The organism is Bradyrhizobium sp. 141, assembly GCF_023074055.1.
Lineage (GTDB): Bacteria > Pseudomonadota > Alphaproteobacteria > Rhizobiales > Xanthobacteraceae > Bradyrhizobium.
Genome location: NZ_JADPKR010000080.1, coordinates 211,752 through 227,253 on the forward strand (window position 1 = coordinate 211,752; position 15,502 = coordinate 227,253).

Consider the following 15,502-nt stretch of genomic DNA (forward strand, 5'->3'; position numbering starts at 1 on the left):
TCACTGCATGCGGCGCGCTGTTTTCGCATTCAGGGCTTCGATCCTGTCCTGCCAAAATGCGCTTGCGGTGCCGAAAACGTTGTAGCCGACGTGGGTCGAGACCTTGATGCGGTCGAGGATCGACAGCTCGGTCACGGTCTCCATCCGGTTGCTGCGCGGATCGAACACGATCAGCTTCAGCGGGGTCTGTTCGAGGATGAAGCGCGACACGGCATGAGAGCGGTCGCTGCCGTGCTCCTCGCACATGATGACGCTGTCGGCCTGGAGCAGCCGTGCGCCGCCCTTGATCGCCTCGATCTCGACGCCCTCGACGTCGAGCTTGATCAGGTACTTGCCGGTGCTCGCGACCTTGCCGTCCTCGATCAGATTGTCGAGCGCGATGACCGGCACGTCCTCACCGCCGGCCGAGGGATCGCCGGCGATGCTGAAGGCTTCGTGCTTGGTGCCCGACAGCCGCGCGGTGCCGCGCGATGCGCCGATCGCACACTTCATGGTCTCGAAGCGATTGCCGTTGACGCGGGCGTTGTTGGCGAGCTTCGGGTAGTTCTGCCCCGACGGCTCGATCGCGATCGCCTTGTGCGAACCGAACGGCTTGCTCGAGACCAGCACCGACCAATAGCCGTAATTGGCGCCGCAATCGAGCAACGTGTAGTCGACGTCGATGGAGTCGGCGAACAGCAGCTCGAGCTCGTCCTCGTAGTTGTAGGAGCGGTTGAGCAGCTTGCTCCAATAGCCGTCGCCGTAGGGGAATTCGAACACGGCGTCGGGATTGAGCCTGATCGCGATGTTGCGCTCGGGCAGCGTCTTCCGCAGCAGGTTGGCACAGGCGATGTAGCCCATATGCGAGAAGTGCGAGGAGATCTTCGATCCCGTCACCAGCGCCAAGGCAGCCGTCCGCTCCCACAGGTTGGCCCCTTCAAGGGCCCCCGAGGCACGGTCAAACTGGATTGGCGCCTGCCCCATCACCGATCGACCTCTCCGAACACAATGTCGAGCGAGCCGAGGATCGCCGAGACGTCAGCGAGCAGGTGGCCGCGGCAGATGTGGTCCATGGCCTGCAGATGCGCAAAGCCCGGCGCGCGGATCTTGCACTTGTAGGGCTTGTTGGTGCCGTCGGAGATCAGATAGACGCCGAACTCGCCCTTGGGCGCCTCGACCGCGGCATAGACCTCGCCGGCCGGCACGTGGACGCCTTCGGTGTAGAGCTTGAAGTGGTGGATCAGCGCTTCCATCGAGCGCTTCATCTCGCCACGGCGCGGCGGAGCGACCTTGTTGTCCTCGACGACGACGGGGCCCTTGCCATCAGGCGCGTTCAGCTTCTGGATGCACTGCTTCATGATGCGGATGGACTGCCGCATCTCTTCCATGCGGATCAGGTAGCGGTCGTAGCAGTCGCCGTTCTTGCCGATCGGAATGTCGAAATCCATCTCGGCGTAGCACTCATAGGGCTGCGACTTGCGCAGGTCCCAGGCTGCGCCCGAGCCGCGCACCATCACGCCCGAGAACCCCCACTCCCAGGCCTCCTTCAGCGGCACCACGCCGATGTCGACGTTGCGCTGCTTGAAGATGCGGTTGGCGGTGAGCAGACGGTCGAGGTCGTCCACCACCTTGAGGAACGGATCGCACCAGGCCTCGATGTCGTCGACCAGCTTTTGCGGCAGGTCCTGATGCACGCCGCCGACGCGGAAGTAAGCTGCGTGCATACGGCTGCCCGAGGCGCGCTCGTAGAACACCATCAGCTTCTCGCGCTCTTCGAAACCCCACAGCGGCGGGGTCAGCGCACCGACGTCCATCGCCTGCGTGGTGACGTTGAGCAGGTGCGACAGGATGCGGCCGATCTCGCAATAGAGCACGCGGATCAGCTGGCCGCGGCGCGGCACCTCGATGCCGAGCAGCTTTTCGGCCGCCATGCAGAAGGCGTGCTCCTGGTTCATCGGCGCGACGTAGTCGAGGCGGTCGAAATAAGGGATCGCCTGCAGATAGGTCTTCTGCTCGATCAGCTTTTCGGTGCCGCGGTGAAGCAGCCCGATATGCGGATCGACGCGGGCGACGACTTCGCCGTCAAGCTCCAGCACGAGGCGCAGCACGCCGTGCGCCGCAGGATGCTGCGGCCCGAAGTTGATGGTGAAATTGCGAAGCTGTTCGGGTTGCTCGTTCATGATCAGACCTTCGGCCCTGCTTTTTCATCGCCTGGAAGGACCGGGTAATCGGCCCCCTCCCACGGCGACAAAAAGTCGAACTTGCGGAATTCCTGGTTGAGCCGGACGGGCTCGTACACCACCCGCTTCTCCTGGTCGTCGTAGCGGACCTCGACGAAACCGGTGGTCGGGAAATCCTTGCGCAGCGGATGACCCTCGAACCCGTAATCGGTGAGGATGCGGCGCATGTCGGGATGGCCGACGAAGAACACGCCGTAAAGATCGTAGGTCTCGCGCTCGAACCAGTCGGCGCCGGGGAACACTTCGATCAGCGACGGCACCTGCGTGGTCTCGTCGGCCTGGGCCTTGAGCCGGATCCGCGCATTCAGGGTCGGGGACAGGAAGTGATAGATCACGTCGAAGCGCTTCTCGCGCGCCGGATAGTCCGCGGCTGTGATGTCGGTGAAGTTGATGAATCGGCAATTCGGGTCGTCGCGGAGGTACTTGACCACCTCGACGATCTTGCTGGCCTCGACATCAACCGTGAGCTGGTTGAAGGCCACCGAATGACCGGTGGCGGCGCCCGGAAGCGCGCTAACGATCGTCTGCCCCAGGGCGTCGAGCTTGGCGTCGTCCATGACGTAAAACCTTAGCGTTCGATGGTGCCGGTGCGCCGGATCTTCTTCTGCAGCAGCAGCACGCCGTAAAGCAGCGCTTCCGCCGTGGGCGGGCAGCCCGGCACGTAGATGTCGATCGGCACGATGCGGTCGCAGCCGCGCACGACCGAGTAGGAATAGTGATAGTAGCCGCCGCCATTGGCGCAGGAGCCCATCGAGATGACGTAGCGCGGCTCCGGCATCTGGTCGTAGACCTTGCGCAGCGCGGGCGCCATCTTGTTGGTCAGCGTGCCCGCGACGATCATCACGTCGGACTGGCGCGGCGAGGCACGCGGCGCGAAGCCGAAGCGCTCGACGTCGTAGCGCGGCATCGACACCTGCATCATCTCGACCGCGCAGCAGGCGAGACCGAAGGTCATCCACATCAAGGAGCCGGTGCGCGCCCAGGTGATGAGGTCGTCGGTCGCGGCCACGAAGAAGCCCTTGTCGGACAGTTCGGAATTGACCTCGAGGAAGAACGGATCAGTGGCCCCGACCGGCTTGCCGGTCGACGGGTCCAGGATGCCCTTGGGGGCCGGCGCGACGACCGGACCTGTGGACGATGCAGGGTTCAATCCCATTCGAGTGCTCCCTTCTTCCATTCATAGGCGAACCCGACCGTCAGCACGGCGAGGAACACCACCATGGACCAGAAACCGGTCGCGCCAAGCTTGCCGAACGCCACCGCCCAGGGAAACAGGAACGCCACCTCGAGGTCGAAGATGATGAAGAGGATGGCGACCAGGTAGAAGCGGACGTCGAACTTCATGCGAGCGTCGTCGAACGCGTTGAAACCGCACTCATACGCCGACAGCTTTTCCGGGTCCGGCTGCTGGAACGCCACGATGAAGGGCGCAATCAGCAGCACAAGGCCAATGAGGCCCGCTACCCCTATAAAGACGACGAGTGGAAGATAGTTCTGCAGAATGCCGCTCATGGCGAGCCCTTTTTCCCGCAGCCTCGGGACAGCCACGGATTCGTCCGATTTGGAATTATTCTGAGCCTTAGCGCAGTGCACCAATGGGCGCAAGACACGCTCTTTTTAGGCCCTTTGCCGCCCCCAGAACGGTGAAAATCCCGGAATCACCCCGCGTTGGTATGGAGCAGATCGCTGGGCCCAGCAAGGGCAGCCACAGTTTTGCAGGGTAGCAGCTCTGAGATTGCGGCTCGAGGACCGAGCCGGCTATTTGCCGCGTAGTGTCCGCGAAAACTGCTCGGTTTTCTTGGTGCGGCAGCGCACCCAAACTGAGGCAATGACCAGCACGGGAGCCCCCACCGTCACCCAGGCGACATATTGGCCGGCCGTCCCCCACAGCAGCGCAGCCAGGAGGCCGGTGATGGTCGCGGCCCCGAGCAGGATTGGTGCAGCAAAGACACGTATCCACAGACGCGAGTGGTCAGACGAGCCATGCATCACGACGGGACCGGGGCTCGTCTGGCGAATGCGTCGGCGCGGACGGACGTCCGCTTCCGCCGCCGTGCCAGCCAGAGGTAGAGCCCGCTGCCGATCACAACGATGGTGAGCAGGTCGAGCGCGGCCCAGATCACCTTGAGCGGCATGCCGCCGTAATCGCCGAAATGCAGCGGCTGCGAGATCAGCAAGACCTGGAGATAAAGCGGCAGTGCCCTGCTGTCGGCGACCTCCCCACTTTCGCCGTCCAGCAGGACCGGCTTGAGCAGCCGCGATGTCAGCGCCGAGTCGCCCCGCATGAAGGCGGCAAAATGATGCGAGGACGTGAACGGCGTGCCCGGAAACGCGATGAAGGCAATCTCCATGCCGGGTGCCGCCCCCTTCGCGCGGGAGACGACATCATCGAGCGAGGCGAGATGGGTCGGCGGCGGCTTGCCGGCATAGGGTGCGACCATGCTGGCGAGCTCGGTCGCCTTCCACTGGTTCAGCATCAGCTCGGCCCAGGTGTTGACCACACCGGTCAGTCCGACCACCAGCGCCCAGGCCACCGTCACCACTCCGATCAGATTGTGCCAGTCGAGCCAGCGCACGCGTCGGGACGCATGATCGCGGATGGTGGCAAAGCGCAAGCGGCGAGTGAACGGCCAATACAGCACGACGCCGGAGACGATGGCGACGGCGAACAGCAGCCCCATCGCGCCGAGAAACAGCTTTCCGGCCTGCCCGGCAAACATGTCGGTGTGCAGCTTGAGCACGATCAGCATCGGCCCGACACCGACCGGCCCGAGCAGTTTTGCCGAGACGGCGTCGAAGGCCCGCACCGTCGCATTGTCGGGAAGCCCGTCAGGCGCGTTGTTGGTGAACGCCATCACGATCCCGGGCTCGTCCTTGTCCCAGGAGATATACTGCATCACCCGGCCCGGATCGGCGGCGAGCGCGGCGTCGGCGATGGCTTGCGGCCTCGCGCGCGCCGCGCTCGCATGAGCTTCGGGCTGGGGGGCATAGCCCAGGAGCTCATCGATCTCGTGGTGGAACACCAGCGGCAGGCCGGTGAGGCAGAGCAGCAGCAGGAAGACGGTCGAGATCAGGCTGGTCCAGGTGTGGACCACGGACCAGAGCCTGACCGTGCGCGCCTTCACGAGGCGCTCCCCTCGCCGGCGCTTACCACTTGTAGGAGACGCTGGCGGTGACGCGCCGGCGGTCGCCGTAGAAGCAGGAGGTCGCCGACGCGCAACTCGCGACATACATCTTGTCGGTCAGGTTGATCACGTTGAGCGCCGTCCGCCAGTTCTGCCATTCGTAGTGGACCGCGAGATCGCCGAGCACGACCGCGGGAACCTCAAGGGTGTTGGCGGCGTCCGCCCAGGACGAGCCGATGTAGCGTACGCCGCCGCCGAAACCAAATCCCTCCAGCGGCCCGTCCTTGAAGGTGTAATCGGCCCAGCCCGAGACCAGGAGTTCAGGCGTGTTGGTCGGCGTCTTGCCGACCAGCGACGGATCGAGATCCCGGCTGTTGAAGAGATGATAGGCCGTGAAGGCGCCGATGAACTTCAGCTCCTTCGTGGCATTGGCCACCGCCTCGAGTTCGATGCCGCGCGAGGTCACCTCGCCGGTCTGGTTCTGCAGCACGGGAACACTGCCCGGCAATGTCGTCGCGACATTTTGACGGACGAGATCGAAAGCCGAGACCGTGAAATAGCCGTCGAAGCCCTTTGGCGCGACCTTCACGCCGATCTCAGCCTGCTTGCCGGTCTCCGGCAGGAACAGCTGGTTCTGGGCGTTGAGGCCGATGATCGGATTGTAGCTTGTCGAATAGGAGACGTAGGGCGCGATGCCGTTGTCGAAATTGTAGATCAGTCCGGCGCGGCCGCTGAACCTGCTGTCGTCACGGCTGCCGACCATAGCGCCGGTGTCGCGCGCTTCCTGCGTCGTTTCCACCCAGTCATTGCGGCCGCTCAGCACCAGCGTGAAGTTGCCGAGCTTCATCTGGTCCTGAAGATACGTGCCGGCCTGCTTCTGCGTAATCAGGAAGTTCCGAAACGGCGCGCTCGGTAGCGGAACCTCGGCCGCCCCGTAGGCGGGATTGAAGACATTGATCGCGGGCACGCCGAAGCCGAAGGCCTGATAATCGTCGATCTGGTAGCCCCTCAGGTCGACGCCGAACAGCATCGTGTGCCTGACCGCACCGGTGTTGAAGCGGTACTCGAGCTGGTTGTCGAGATTGGCCTGGTTGGCGGTGTTCTTCGCATACCAATTATAGCGGCCCATTGTGGCCGTATTGATGTTATCCCAGCCGTTGCCGACATAGCCGCGATAGGTGATGTCGACATGCGCGAAGCGGGCGTTCTGACGGAACGTCAGGTCGTCGGTGAGATTGCGCGAAAACTGATAGCCGAGCATCTCCTGCTCGCGCGTGAACTTGTCGACACTGGGGTCGCCGACGAAGAAGCTGGTCGGAATCTTGCCGAACGGCGCGTTGGTCACCGTGCCCTGGTAAGGCAGGAAGTTGATGCCGCGGGTGTCCTGCCTCGAGGCGGAGGCAAGCACCGTGAAGCTCGTATCGGCATCCGGCTTCCAGGTGAAGGACGGCGCGATGAAGTAGTTGTTGTCGGGCGTGAAGTTGACCTGCGTGGGGCCGTTCTGGACCTGGCCGACGACACGGTAGAACAGCTTGCCGTTTTCGGGCGCGACCGTGACTGGTCCGCCCATGTCGAAGCTGACATAAGCGTTGCCGAAATTGTTGACGCCGGTCTCGACGTAACGGATCGGCTCGGCCGGCGGCATCTTGCTGATGACGTTGACGATGCCGCTCGGGCTCGATCCGCCGTAGAGCACCGCGGACGGACCGCGCAGCACCTCGACCCGCTCCATGTTGGGAGTCTGAAGCTTCCAGCTCGCATAGGACGTGTAGAACAGCTGCATGCCGTCGAGGAACAGTCCGATGTCCTCGGACTTGAAGCCGCGGATCAGCCACCAATCGTTGCGGGTGTCCGTGCCGAACGTTCCTGCCCGCACACCGGCGGTATAGCGCAGCACCTCGTCGAGCTTGTTCGGCTTCTGGTCGCGGATCTGCTCGGCACCGATCACCGACACCGACTGCGGCGTCTCCATGATCGGCGTGTTGGTCTTGGTGCCGGACGAGCTGCGGCCCGCGACGTAGCCGTTCACCGGGCCACGCGGCGTCTCGACGAAGCCGACATTGCGCTGCGGCTGGGGCTTGCTCCTGGCGGCGGTCTGCACCGACCGCGGCGCGCGACGCTGCGGCGTCGCGGCAGCACGCCGGCGCGCTTCCGGCGCGGTGACGGTGACCGACGGCAGGCTCGTTGCGCCGCTCTGCGCGGAGGATTGTGCAAGCGATGCCTGCGGCACCAAAACCAAAGCGGACGCGGTCGCCAACACGACCGACCGCAGCATTCCCAGACTGTTCACGCGCCACCCCAAACGTATCTGCATGCGTCATGCCGTCAGTCCCGTGACGGCGTGCACTGCGATGACGCTTATGGGAGGGAACGCGATTTCCCTAATTGAAAGCTTCTTAGAACGACTCTTAGAAGCGCTCCAACAATTCCGGAGATTGCTGCGAGATCAGCGCGAACTCTTCTCGCTCTCGAGCATGTCGGCGGCGATCGCCGTGAGCTGGTCGACCTGCCGCATCAGCGTATGGAACTCGGCTTCGCTCAATTGTTCCAGCAGGCGCCGATTGCGCTCCTGCGCGCCTTCGACGATCGCGTCATGCGCGGCGAGGCCCGCAGGGGTCAGCGAGATCAGCACCTCGCGGCTGTCTTTCGGATTAGCCGACTTCGCGATCAGCTTGCGCGAGAGCAGATTGGCCAGCGCGCGGCTGATCTGTCCCTTGTCCTGGCCGACGGCCTCGGCGAGCCGCGCCACGCTCATTGGCGGCCGGCGGCCGAGCGAGGCGACGAGACCGAATTCGACCGAGGACAATCCGGTGAGGCGCTTGTAGCGCAGGATCGCGCCACGCTTGAGCAAATTGGCAAGCACCATCAGTCGCGACGACAGCATTACTGTGATCGGGGCCGACGGTTCGCTCTCGTCCGCTGCGGGCGACGTCACCCCGCCCCTGCTCTCGGTCTGGCTCATGATCCACCTCTGCCAAGAAAGCCGGGACCTGCCAAGCGCCGGCCGCCTCATCAAATGCGACTAAGAGGCATTTGGAGTATCGTTGACATTGTCATCGAATTATTTTCCACTGGCAGCAAGACGCCCAGAAAGGGCCCGGCCGTCACTGGCCGAAGCGGGAGGACCGGCATGACCATCACCCAGCGGGATCGCGATCTCGGCACGGCCTATGCGATGAAGCCGGCGCACACCCGCACCGAGCTGACCTCGGTCGTGCGCGGCACACCGATGGGCGAGCTGCTCCGCCGCTACTGGCACCCGGTCGGGCTCGTCGGTGATGCCAGCGACACGCCGAAAAAGGTGCGCGCATTGGGCGAGGATCTGGTGCTGTTTCGCGACAAGCAGGGCCGCGCCGGCCTGCTGCACGCCCGCTGCTGCCATCGTGGCACCACGCTCTATTACGGCAAGGTCGAGGAGGACGGCATCCGCTGCTGCTATCACGGCTGGAAATTCGACACCGAGGGCCATTGCCTGGAGCAGCCCTGCGAGCCCGATGGCGGTCAGTTCAAGGACAAGGTGCGCCAGCCCTGGTATCCGGTCGAGGAGCGCTACGGCCTGATCTTCGCCTATATGGGCCCGGCCGAGAAACGCCCGGTGCTGCCGGCTTACGAATGCCTGGAGAAGATGGACGACGGCGAGCTCGTCGAGGCCGATGATACCTCGATCGGCGGCGGCGGCCCCGCCATCATCCCCTGCAACTGGCTGCAGCATTTCGAAAACGTGGTCGATCCCTATCACGTGCCGGTGCTGCATGGCTCGTTCTCAGGGCCGCAGTTCACCAACATGATGGCCTCGATCCCGGAGGTGAAGTTCGACAAGACGCCGCGCGGCATCGCGGTGCGCTCGATCCGCAAGCAAGACGACGGCAAGGTGTTCTATCGCGTCACCGAAGCCGCGCTGCCGACGTTGCGCGTCGTGCCGAACCCGCGTGTGGCGCAATTCGCCCGCGTCGAATCGATCGGCTGGACGCTGCCGATCGACGACACGTCTTTCCGCATCTATGTCGCCGGCCGCGTCAAGAACTCCGGCGACATCGGCCGCATGCGCTCGAAATTCAACGGCAAGTTCTGGTGGGATATGACCGAGCAGGAGCACCAGCAATTCCCGGGTGATTACGAGGCCCAGGTCGGCCAGGGCGAGGTGACGGTTCATTCCGAGGAGCATTTCGGCCAGAGCGACCGCGGCATCCTCATGATCCGGCGCATGCTGAGCGATCAGCTCGACGCGCTCGCCGCAGGCCGCGATCCGATCGGCGTCTCGTTCGATGCGAGCGCGCCTCCGGTCGAATTCGAAGCGGGGAATTACATCCGCGAAGGCTGAGCTGCCAGCTCGAAGAGCTGGACCGCCAAAGATAACAAAGACAAATTGGGGGAAGCTATGGTGGATGTGACGTCACAGATGTCGGTGCAAACGGCTGCCGCGGCAAAACCCTCGGCGCGGCGCTACTATGCGCTGGGGTTGCTCACCATCATCTACGCGCTGAACTTCCTCGACCGCACCATCTTCAACGTGCTGATCGAGCCGATCAAGAAGGAGTTTGCGCTCAGCGACACCATGATGGGCCTGCTCGCGGGCTTCGGCTTTGCGCTGTTCTATTCCCTGCTCGGCATCCCCATTGCGCGCGTCGCCGACCGGCTCAACCGGCGCAACATCGTGGCCGTCGCCTTTGCGTTCTGGAGCGCGATGACGGCGCTGTGCGGCGCGGCCACCAGCGTGACCTCGCTGGCGCTGGCGCGGATCGGTGTCGGCATCGGCGAATCCGCGGGCTCACCCGCGTCGCAATCGATCGTCGCCGATCTCTTTGCCAAGAACGAGCGTCCGCGCGCGCTCGGCATCTACGCCGTTGGCACCTATCTCGGCGTCTTCCTCGGCTATTTCGTCGGCGGCTACGTCAACCAGCACTATGGCTGGCGGACGGCGTTCTACGTCGCCGGCCTACCCGGCATCCTGCTCGCGCTGGTCCTATGGCTGACGATCTCCGAGCCGAAGCGCGGCGCGATGCAGGAGAGTTTTGTGCCCGAGCCACTCGGGCCGACGCTGCGCTTCCTGGCCTCGCAGCGCAGCTTCATCATCGTGCTGATCGGCTTCTGCCTGACCACCTACACCAACTACGCGACCGCGGCCTGGATCCCGCCGTTCCTGGCGCGCGTGCACCATCTGTCGAGCGCCGAGATCGGCACCTATGCCGGCACCTTCAAGGGCCTCGCCGGCATGGCCGGCACCCTGTTCGGCGGCTTCGTGGTGGCGCAAGTGAGCCGCCGCGACGACCGCTGGAAGCTGTGGGCGCCCGCAATCACCTCTGGCCTCGCCGGCCCGGTGTTCGCGCTGTGCATGCTGACGCAGGATTTCGCGATGATGGTCGCCATGCTCGCACTGACCTCGTTCCTGGTCGGCTTCCATCTCGGCCCGATCTTCGCGATCGCACAGACGGTGGCGAAACCGAGTATGCGCGCGCTCGCCTCCGCGCTGATCGCGCTCACGGCCACCTGTTTCGGCCAGGGCATCGGCCCGCTCGCGGTCGGCATGGTCAACGACGCGTTGAAGGGCAGCTATGGCGCGGAGGCCGTGCGCTATTCCCTGCTCTCGGCGGCGGTCACGACCACGCTCGGCGCCTTGCTGTTCATCTGGGCCGCCCGCGCGATCCGGGATGACATCGGCCGTGCCGCCGCCTGAAACCGGACCCGGCCCGCCCGGCGAAACCAGCCGGGCGGCGAGATGAAACCATTTTGCGGAACCCGCGAAACCATCCGGAAACAGATGGTCCTTAAGACAGAGCCATAGACGGCGGCAAAGCCCGTCGGGAGGCTCAGATGAACCACTCCATCCACTCTGCTGATCGTGCGACCCACCTGAAGATCGTGGTGGTGGCGCTGGTGGCCGGCATCATGGTGGCCGGCTTCGGCATCGCAGCCCGCACCAATGCCGATTACAGCCAGACCGCCCAGTCCACCCACGTGATCAAGGCCGGCAAGCCGGTGGTGGTGACGAGCGCCGGGACGTCGGAGATTCGCTGAAACGTCCTCTTCCGGGCTGACCCATGGCCGCCTCCGGGCGGCCTTTTTCGTTTTCCAGAGCAATGCTTAGCCGAGATACACCGGTGAAGCGCAACGTCCTTGACTTCACCCAGCCCCGCCTTTAAGTCCCCCTCGTTCCGCGCGCATCAAGCGAACCACGCGGGAGTAGCTCAGTTGGTTAGAGCGCCGGCCTGTCACGCCGGAGGTCGCGGGTTCGAGCCCCGTCTCTCGCGCCATTTTGGCAATCCCTTCATAGTCTTAGCCTGAACTCCTTGAGGCCTGTCGCAGCTGCGGCGAGCCGTGGACGACGTTCGCCCGGCTGGGCTCGCGGCGGTGTCGGCCCGCGCCCGAATCGTCTAGGCGTCAAAGGACTTGGAGGGATCCCCATCCATTCTCGGCTTTTCCAGGGATGCCCCGTCATTGGACCATCGAGGAGGCCAGTCATGGCTAAGAAGGATTTGGCTAAGAAGGATTTGGCTAAGAAGGATACGGCAAAGAAGGCAGCCGCTCCCGCCACCATCACCCTCAAGCACCTCGCTGCCGATATCGCCGAGAGCCAGGACCTGTCGAAAAAGCACGCCGAAGCTGTCCTCACCGACATGGTCGATTTGGTCACCAAGCACCTGAAGAAGGGCGACCGCGTCCGCATTGTCGGGCTCGGCATCCTCCAGGTCCGCAAGCGCGCCGCCCGCACCGGCCGCAATCCCGCCACCGGCGAGCCGATCCACATCAAGGCCAGCAAGAAGGTCACCTTCCGCCCGGTCAAGGAACTGAAAGAGGCGATCTGAGGTAGCCGTTCGTTAAGCCGATCCGCGCCGTTCCGGCCGCATCCTGGCCCGCTTTTTCTGATATACCGCCGCTTCCCCCTGACCCCGGCGGTTTGACCAGAAATGTCCTCCCTCACCTTCTCGCATACCGTGACCGAGCGCTTCCTGCGCTACGTCACCATCGACACCCAGTCCGATCCGGAATCCCCTCACTCGCCCTCGACCGAGAAGCAGAAAGATCTCGGCCGCGTGCTCGCCGCCGAGCTGAAAGCCATGGGCGTCGAGGACGCGCATCTCGATGAGTATGGCTACGTCTACGGCACGATCCCGGCCAACACCGACAAGAAGGTGCCGGTGATCTGCTTCTGCTCGCACATGGACACCTCGCCCGACGTGACCGGCAAGGACGTCAAGCCGCAACTGCTGAAGAACTATCGCGGCGGCGACATCACGCTGCCGGGCGACACCAGCCAGGTGATCCGCTTCGCCGAGCACCCTGCGCTGAAGAACCAGATCGGCAACGACATCATCACCACCGACGGCACGACGCTATTGGGCGCTGACAACAAGGCCGGCGTCGCTGAGATCATGGATGCCGCGCATTTCTTCATCAACAACCCCGATGTGAAGCACGGCACCATCAAGATCCTGTTCACGCCGGACGAAGAGATCGGCCGAGGCGTCGACAATGTCGACCTGAAGAAGCTGGGCGCCGATTTCGGCTACACCATGGACGGCGAAAGCGCGGGCTGCGTCGAGGACGAGACCTTCTCCGCCGACGGCGCCACCATCACCATCAACGGCGTCAGCGCCCATCCCGGCTACGCCAAGGGCAAGATGGAGCACGCAATCAAGATCGCGGCCGCCATCGTCGAGCGGCTGCCGAAGGAAGGCTGCTCACCGGAGACGACTTCAGGCAAGCAGGGCTTTCTGCATCCGATCGGCATCGAGGGCACACTGGAACAGGCAAGGCTGTCCTTCATCGTCCGCGACTTCACCGAGGAAGGGCTGAAGGAGAAAGAGGACCTGCTCGAGTCCATCGTCAAGGACGTGATGAAGGACTATCCGCGCTCGACCTACAAGCTCGAGGTCCGGGAGCAGTACCGCAACATGAAGCAGGTGATCGACCGTCACCCGCACGTGCTCGAATACGCCATCGAGGCGATCCGCCGTGCCGGCCTGCGCCCGATGCGCACCGCGATCCGCGGCGGCACTGACGGCTCGCGCCTGTCCTTCATGGGCCTGCCCTGCCCCAACATCTTTGCCGGCGAGCACGCCTTTCACTCGCGGCTCGAATGGGTCAGCCGGCAGGACATGGAGAAAGCCGTGCAGACCATCGTGCACCTCGCCATGATCTGGGAAGAGAAGGCCTGAGCTAGCGGCAATTCTCCGTTATGGCCGGGCTCGCGCCCGGCCAATCCGCCTGGAGATTTACGGCACCGGCATTGCGCGCGGGCTGCGATGGAAGCGGTTGGAGCTCGCCATCCAGTTCGGCAACGGCTCTCCATCGCGATGGCGCCCGCCAGCGACAGCCGCAGCCCAAGCCACCGCGGCGCCGATCAGGGTCGCGGCTGCGACCGAGAAGGCCACGATGATCGAGTTGCGCCGTGCGCGGTTGATGGCCGTCTTGGAGTCTGCGATCAGCGCATCGACGCGCCGTTCGGCGTCGGGGGCTGCCAGTCCCGTCACCGCGGCGACCTGCTGGATGAGGTAGGTCCGGTCATCGGCGCTGACGCCGCTGTGGCTGGATGACGTCATGAGGACACGACCCGCTTCGGCGCGGACTTCCCTCAGATCAGTGTTTGGCGCGCGGCGGGGTGCGCGGAACAGCTTGTCGAGTTCATAGCTCAACAGAGGCTCAGCCGCGGACGTATTGCTCGCCGAGCTGCGCAGCGGCGAACGGTCGATCGCAGCAGCGCCAAGAAGCGCCAGCAGAGCTGCGCCAGCCAGCACGGCCAGCGCCCACGAGGTCAGGCCATGCAGCCCGTCGCGCCGCTCGCCATCTTCCTCGATCGTTGCCAGCGCAGGCGCCGGGCGGGTTGTCCGTCCGGCGATGTAGCCGCCGAAGCCGAAGCTGATGATCGCCTGGATGATCAGATACAGCCCGGAGAGCAGCGCCAGCGCCGCCGAGGCATCGCGCCAGGTCGGCGAGGCCGAGCTGACACCGAGGCCGATGGCAACGCCGAAGCCGACCAGGATGAACGACATCGCGCCGGCGGAGAGCGCGCCTGCGAACACCGAACTCCACTGGATGGTCCGGCGGTCGTCGGCAGCGGCACCGCCCTCCATCATGTTGTCCCGTACGAGGGTTTCCATTGCCGTTCTCTCAGCGCAGGCCGAAGAACGACAGGATCGCCATGATCACGACGATCAAGCCGATGAGATAAATCAGTCCGTCCATAGTCCCATCCTCCTCAGGCATTTATGGTGGCTAATCAGGAGGAATGAGGAACGTTCCTAATTCGGCGTCAGTTGCGGAACGAACCGCCAGGATGTGCGTTGCCTGTTCGAGTCCCAAGGATGAAGATTGTGAGCACAAAGGCCTCAGCCGGTCAGCCCCGGGCTGGGGCCTTTCCGCGTTTGCAGCGCCTTATCTCTCCCTCGCCTGTCCTATGTTAACGACGCCGGCCCCGGGATCATCAAAGATGCGATCGGGGCGGAACCTTCCGGACCGGGAGCGGCGCGTGGATCGCAGAACGGCGTGCCTGCATCAGGCAGATGCATTCCGGGAGAAGGCCCTTGCCGATCCCGAGCACCACGACCAGTGGATCGATGAAGCCATCAAATGGCTGGAGCAGGCGATGGAAGCGGGCCGGTGCGCCATCGTTACCGTGGAGGCTGATCCTACCTGCGATGTTCCGGAGCCGGCCCTCGGCGCCATTCGCCTGCATGGCTAAATCGTGAAGCGGTCCGGTTTGCGGGCTCCTCGATGGCGTGCGACAATGGCGCATGCTGCTGAAACGGTTCGCCAACGCTGTGGTGATGTTGCTGGTCGCGGCCGGGCTCCTGCTCGCGCCGCTGGCCGCGGCGGCATCTGCCATGCCGGTATCGAGTGCCGGCAGCGTCATGCCGGCCATATCAGACGACATGCAGTCGATGTCCGAGGACATGCCCTGCTGTCCGGACCAGACCAAGAGCAAGCCCTGCGACTCCTGTCCGTTCGTCGCGCTGTGCATGCTGAGCCTGTCGCTCCCCGCCCCGTCCGGAGCGAGCTCGGTGATAGCTAGGCAGCCGCAGAAGAGCGCGCTCGCGCTGAGCAATGACCGCCTGCAAGACGGTCTCGCCGCAAAGCCCCCCGACCACCCCCCTCGAACCCAGGTCTGATCGGCGCTAACGCGCCTGATGATCGTGCGCGCAGACATCGGCGTGCGCGCTA

At 64.2% G+C, this 15,502-nt stretch carries 17 protein-coding genes and 1 tRNA gene; 8 read left to right on the forward strand and 10 right to left on the reverse strand.

Going from position 1 to position 15,502, the window contains the following annotated elements; all coding sequences use genetic code 11:
- The 9 genes from IVA81_RS21835 to IVA81_RS21875 all read right to left on the reverse strand — a co-directional run bounded on the left by IVA81_RS21835 (position 1) and on the right by IVA81_RS21875 (position 8,306).
- Complete coding sequence (locus tag IVA81_RS21835) at positions 1–963, reverse strand: FkbM family methyltransferase (protein ID WP_247321748.1); 963 nt, start codon at positions 961–963, stop codon at positions 1–3.
- Entirely contained in the window at positions 963–2,159 is a 1,197-nt protein-coding gene (locus IVA81_RS21840; RefSeq protein ID WP_247321749.1) for an NADH-quinone oxidoreductase subunit D, read from the reverse strand. The genes IVA81_RS21835 and IVA81_RS21840 overlap by 1 nt, the downstream gene beginning before the upstream one ends.
- Positions 2,160–2,161: 2 nt before the next feature.
- On the reverse strand, positions 2,162–2,776 hold the full coding sequence (locus IVA81_RS21845; RefSeq protein WP_247321750.1) for an NADH-quinone oxidoreductase subunit C: 615 nt from the start codon (positions 2,774–2,776) through the stop codon (positions 2,162–2,164).
- Between the two features lie 11 nt (positions 2,777–2,787).
- Positions 2,788–3,375, reverse strand: a complete 588-nt coding sequence (locus IVA81_RS21850; protein ID WP_247321751.1) for an NADH-quinone oxidoreductase subunit B — start codon at positions 3,373–3,375, stop codon at positions 2,788–2,790.
- Positions 3,366–3,731: an NADH-quinone oxidoreductase subunit A gene (locus tag IVA81_RS21855; RefSeq protein WP_008136158.1), complete on the reverse strand. Its 366-nt coding sequence runs from the start codon at positions 3,729–3,731 to the stop codon at positions 3,366–3,368. The genes IVA81_RS21850 and IVA81_RS21855 overlap by 10 nt, the downstream gene beginning before the upstream one ends.
- A 246-nt stretch (positions 3,732–3,977) precedes the next feature.
- Positions 3,978–4,208: a hypothetical protein gene (locus IVA81_RS21860; protein WP_247321753.1), complete on the reverse strand. Its 231-nt coding sequence runs from the start codon at positions 4,206–4,208 to the stop codon at positions 3,978–3,980.
- Complete coding sequence (locus tag IVA81_RS21865) at positions 4,208–5,344, reverse strand: PepSY-associated TM helix domain-containing protein (RefSeq protein WP_247321755.1); 1,137 nt, start codon at positions 5,342–5,344, stop codon at positions 4,208–4,210. Before IVA81_RS21865 ends, IVA81_RS21860 begins: the two co-directional genes overlap by 1 nt.
- Before the next feature lie 22 nt (positions 5,345–5,366).
- A complete protein-coding gene (locus IVA81_RS21870; RefSeq protein ID WP_247321853.1) occupies positions 5,367–7,619 on the reverse strand; it encodes a TonB-dependent siderophore receptor in 2,253 nt (750 codons plus the stop codon).
- A 171-nt stretch (positions 7,620–7,790) separates the two neighbouring features.
- The gene (locus IVA81_RS21875) at positions 7,791–8,306 is read right to left on the reverse strand and encodes a MarR family transcriptional regulator (RefSeq protein WP_247321756.1); all 516 of its coding nucleotides are present in this window, start codon (positions 8,304–8,306) and stop codon (positions 7,791–7,793) included.
- Positions 8,307–8,474: 168 nt separating this feature from the next.
- On the opposite strand from IVA81_RS21875, the gene IVA81_RS21880 reads away from it, so the two are divergent.
- The 6 genes from IVA81_RS21880 to pepT all read left to right on the forward strand — a co-directional run bounded on the left by IVA81_RS21880 (position 8,475) and on the right by pepT (position 13,500).
- Positions 8,475–9,665, forward strand: a complete 1,191-nt coding sequence (locus IVA81_RS21880) for an aromatic ring-hydroxylating dioxygenase subunit alpha (protein ID WP_247321758.1) — start codon at positions 8,475–8,477, stop codon at positions 9,663–9,665.
- Positions 9,666–9,722: 57 nt separating this feature from the next.
- Complete coding sequence (locus IVA81_RS21885) at positions 9,723–11,018, forward strand: MFS transporter (protein WP_346659410.1); 1,296 nt, start codon at positions 9,723–9,725, stop codon at positions 11,016–11,018.
- Positions 11,019–11,155: 137 nt separating this feature from the next.
- Complete coding sequence (locus tag IVA81_RS21890; RefSeq protein ID WP_063194782.1) at positions 11,156–11,359, forward strand: hypothetical protein; 204 nt, start codon at positions 11,156–11,158, stop codon at positions 11,357–11,359.
- 159 nt (positions 11,360–11,518) lie between these two features.
- Positions 11,519–11,595: transfer RNA gene (locus IVA81_RS21895), tRNA-Asp, on the forward strand.
- A gap of 207 nt (positions 11,596–11,802) precedes the next feature.
- Complete coding sequence (locus tag IVA81_RS21900) at positions 11,803–12,147, forward strand: HU family DNA-binding protein (protein WP_247321762.1); 345 nt, start codon at positions 11,803–11,805, stop codon at positions 12,145–12,147.
- A 102-nt stretch (positions 12,148–12,249) separates the two neighbouring features.
- Positions 12,250–13,500, forward strand: a complete 1,251-nt coding sequence (gene pepT / locus IVA81_RS21905; RefSeq protein ID WP_247321763.1) for a peptidase T — start codon at positions 12,250–12,252, stop codon at positions 13,498–13,500.
- A gap of 57 nt (positions 13,501–13,557) precedes the next feature.
- On the opposite strand, the gene IVA81_RS21910 is transcribed toward pepT, so the two are convergent.
- Positions 13,558–14,442, reverse strand: coding sequence for a hypothetical protein (locus tag IVA81_RS21910; protein ID WP_247321765.1), 885 nt, complete (start codon positions 14,440–14,442; stop codon positions 13,558–13,560).
- 368 nt (positions 14,443–14,810) lie between these two features.
- On the opposite strand from IVA81_RS21910, the gene IVA81_RS21915 reads away from it, so the two are divergent.
- Together IVA81_RS21915 and IVA81_RS21920 are read left to right on the forward strand one after the other, a co-directional pair.
- Positions 14,811–15,023: a hypothetical protein gene (locus tag IVA81_RS21915; RefSeq protein WP_247321766.1), complete on the forward strand. Its 213-nt coding sequence runs from the start codon at positions 14,811–14,813 to the stop codon at positions 15,021–15,023.
- 52 nt (positions 15,024–15,075) lie between these two features.
- On the forward strand, positions 15,076–15,450 hold the full coding sequence (locus IVA81_RS21920) for a hypothetical protein (RefSeq protein WP_247321767.1): 375 nt from the start codon (positions 15,076–15,078) through the stop codon (positions 15,448–15,450).
- The last annotated feature ends 52 nt before the right edge of the window (positions 15,451–15,502 follow it).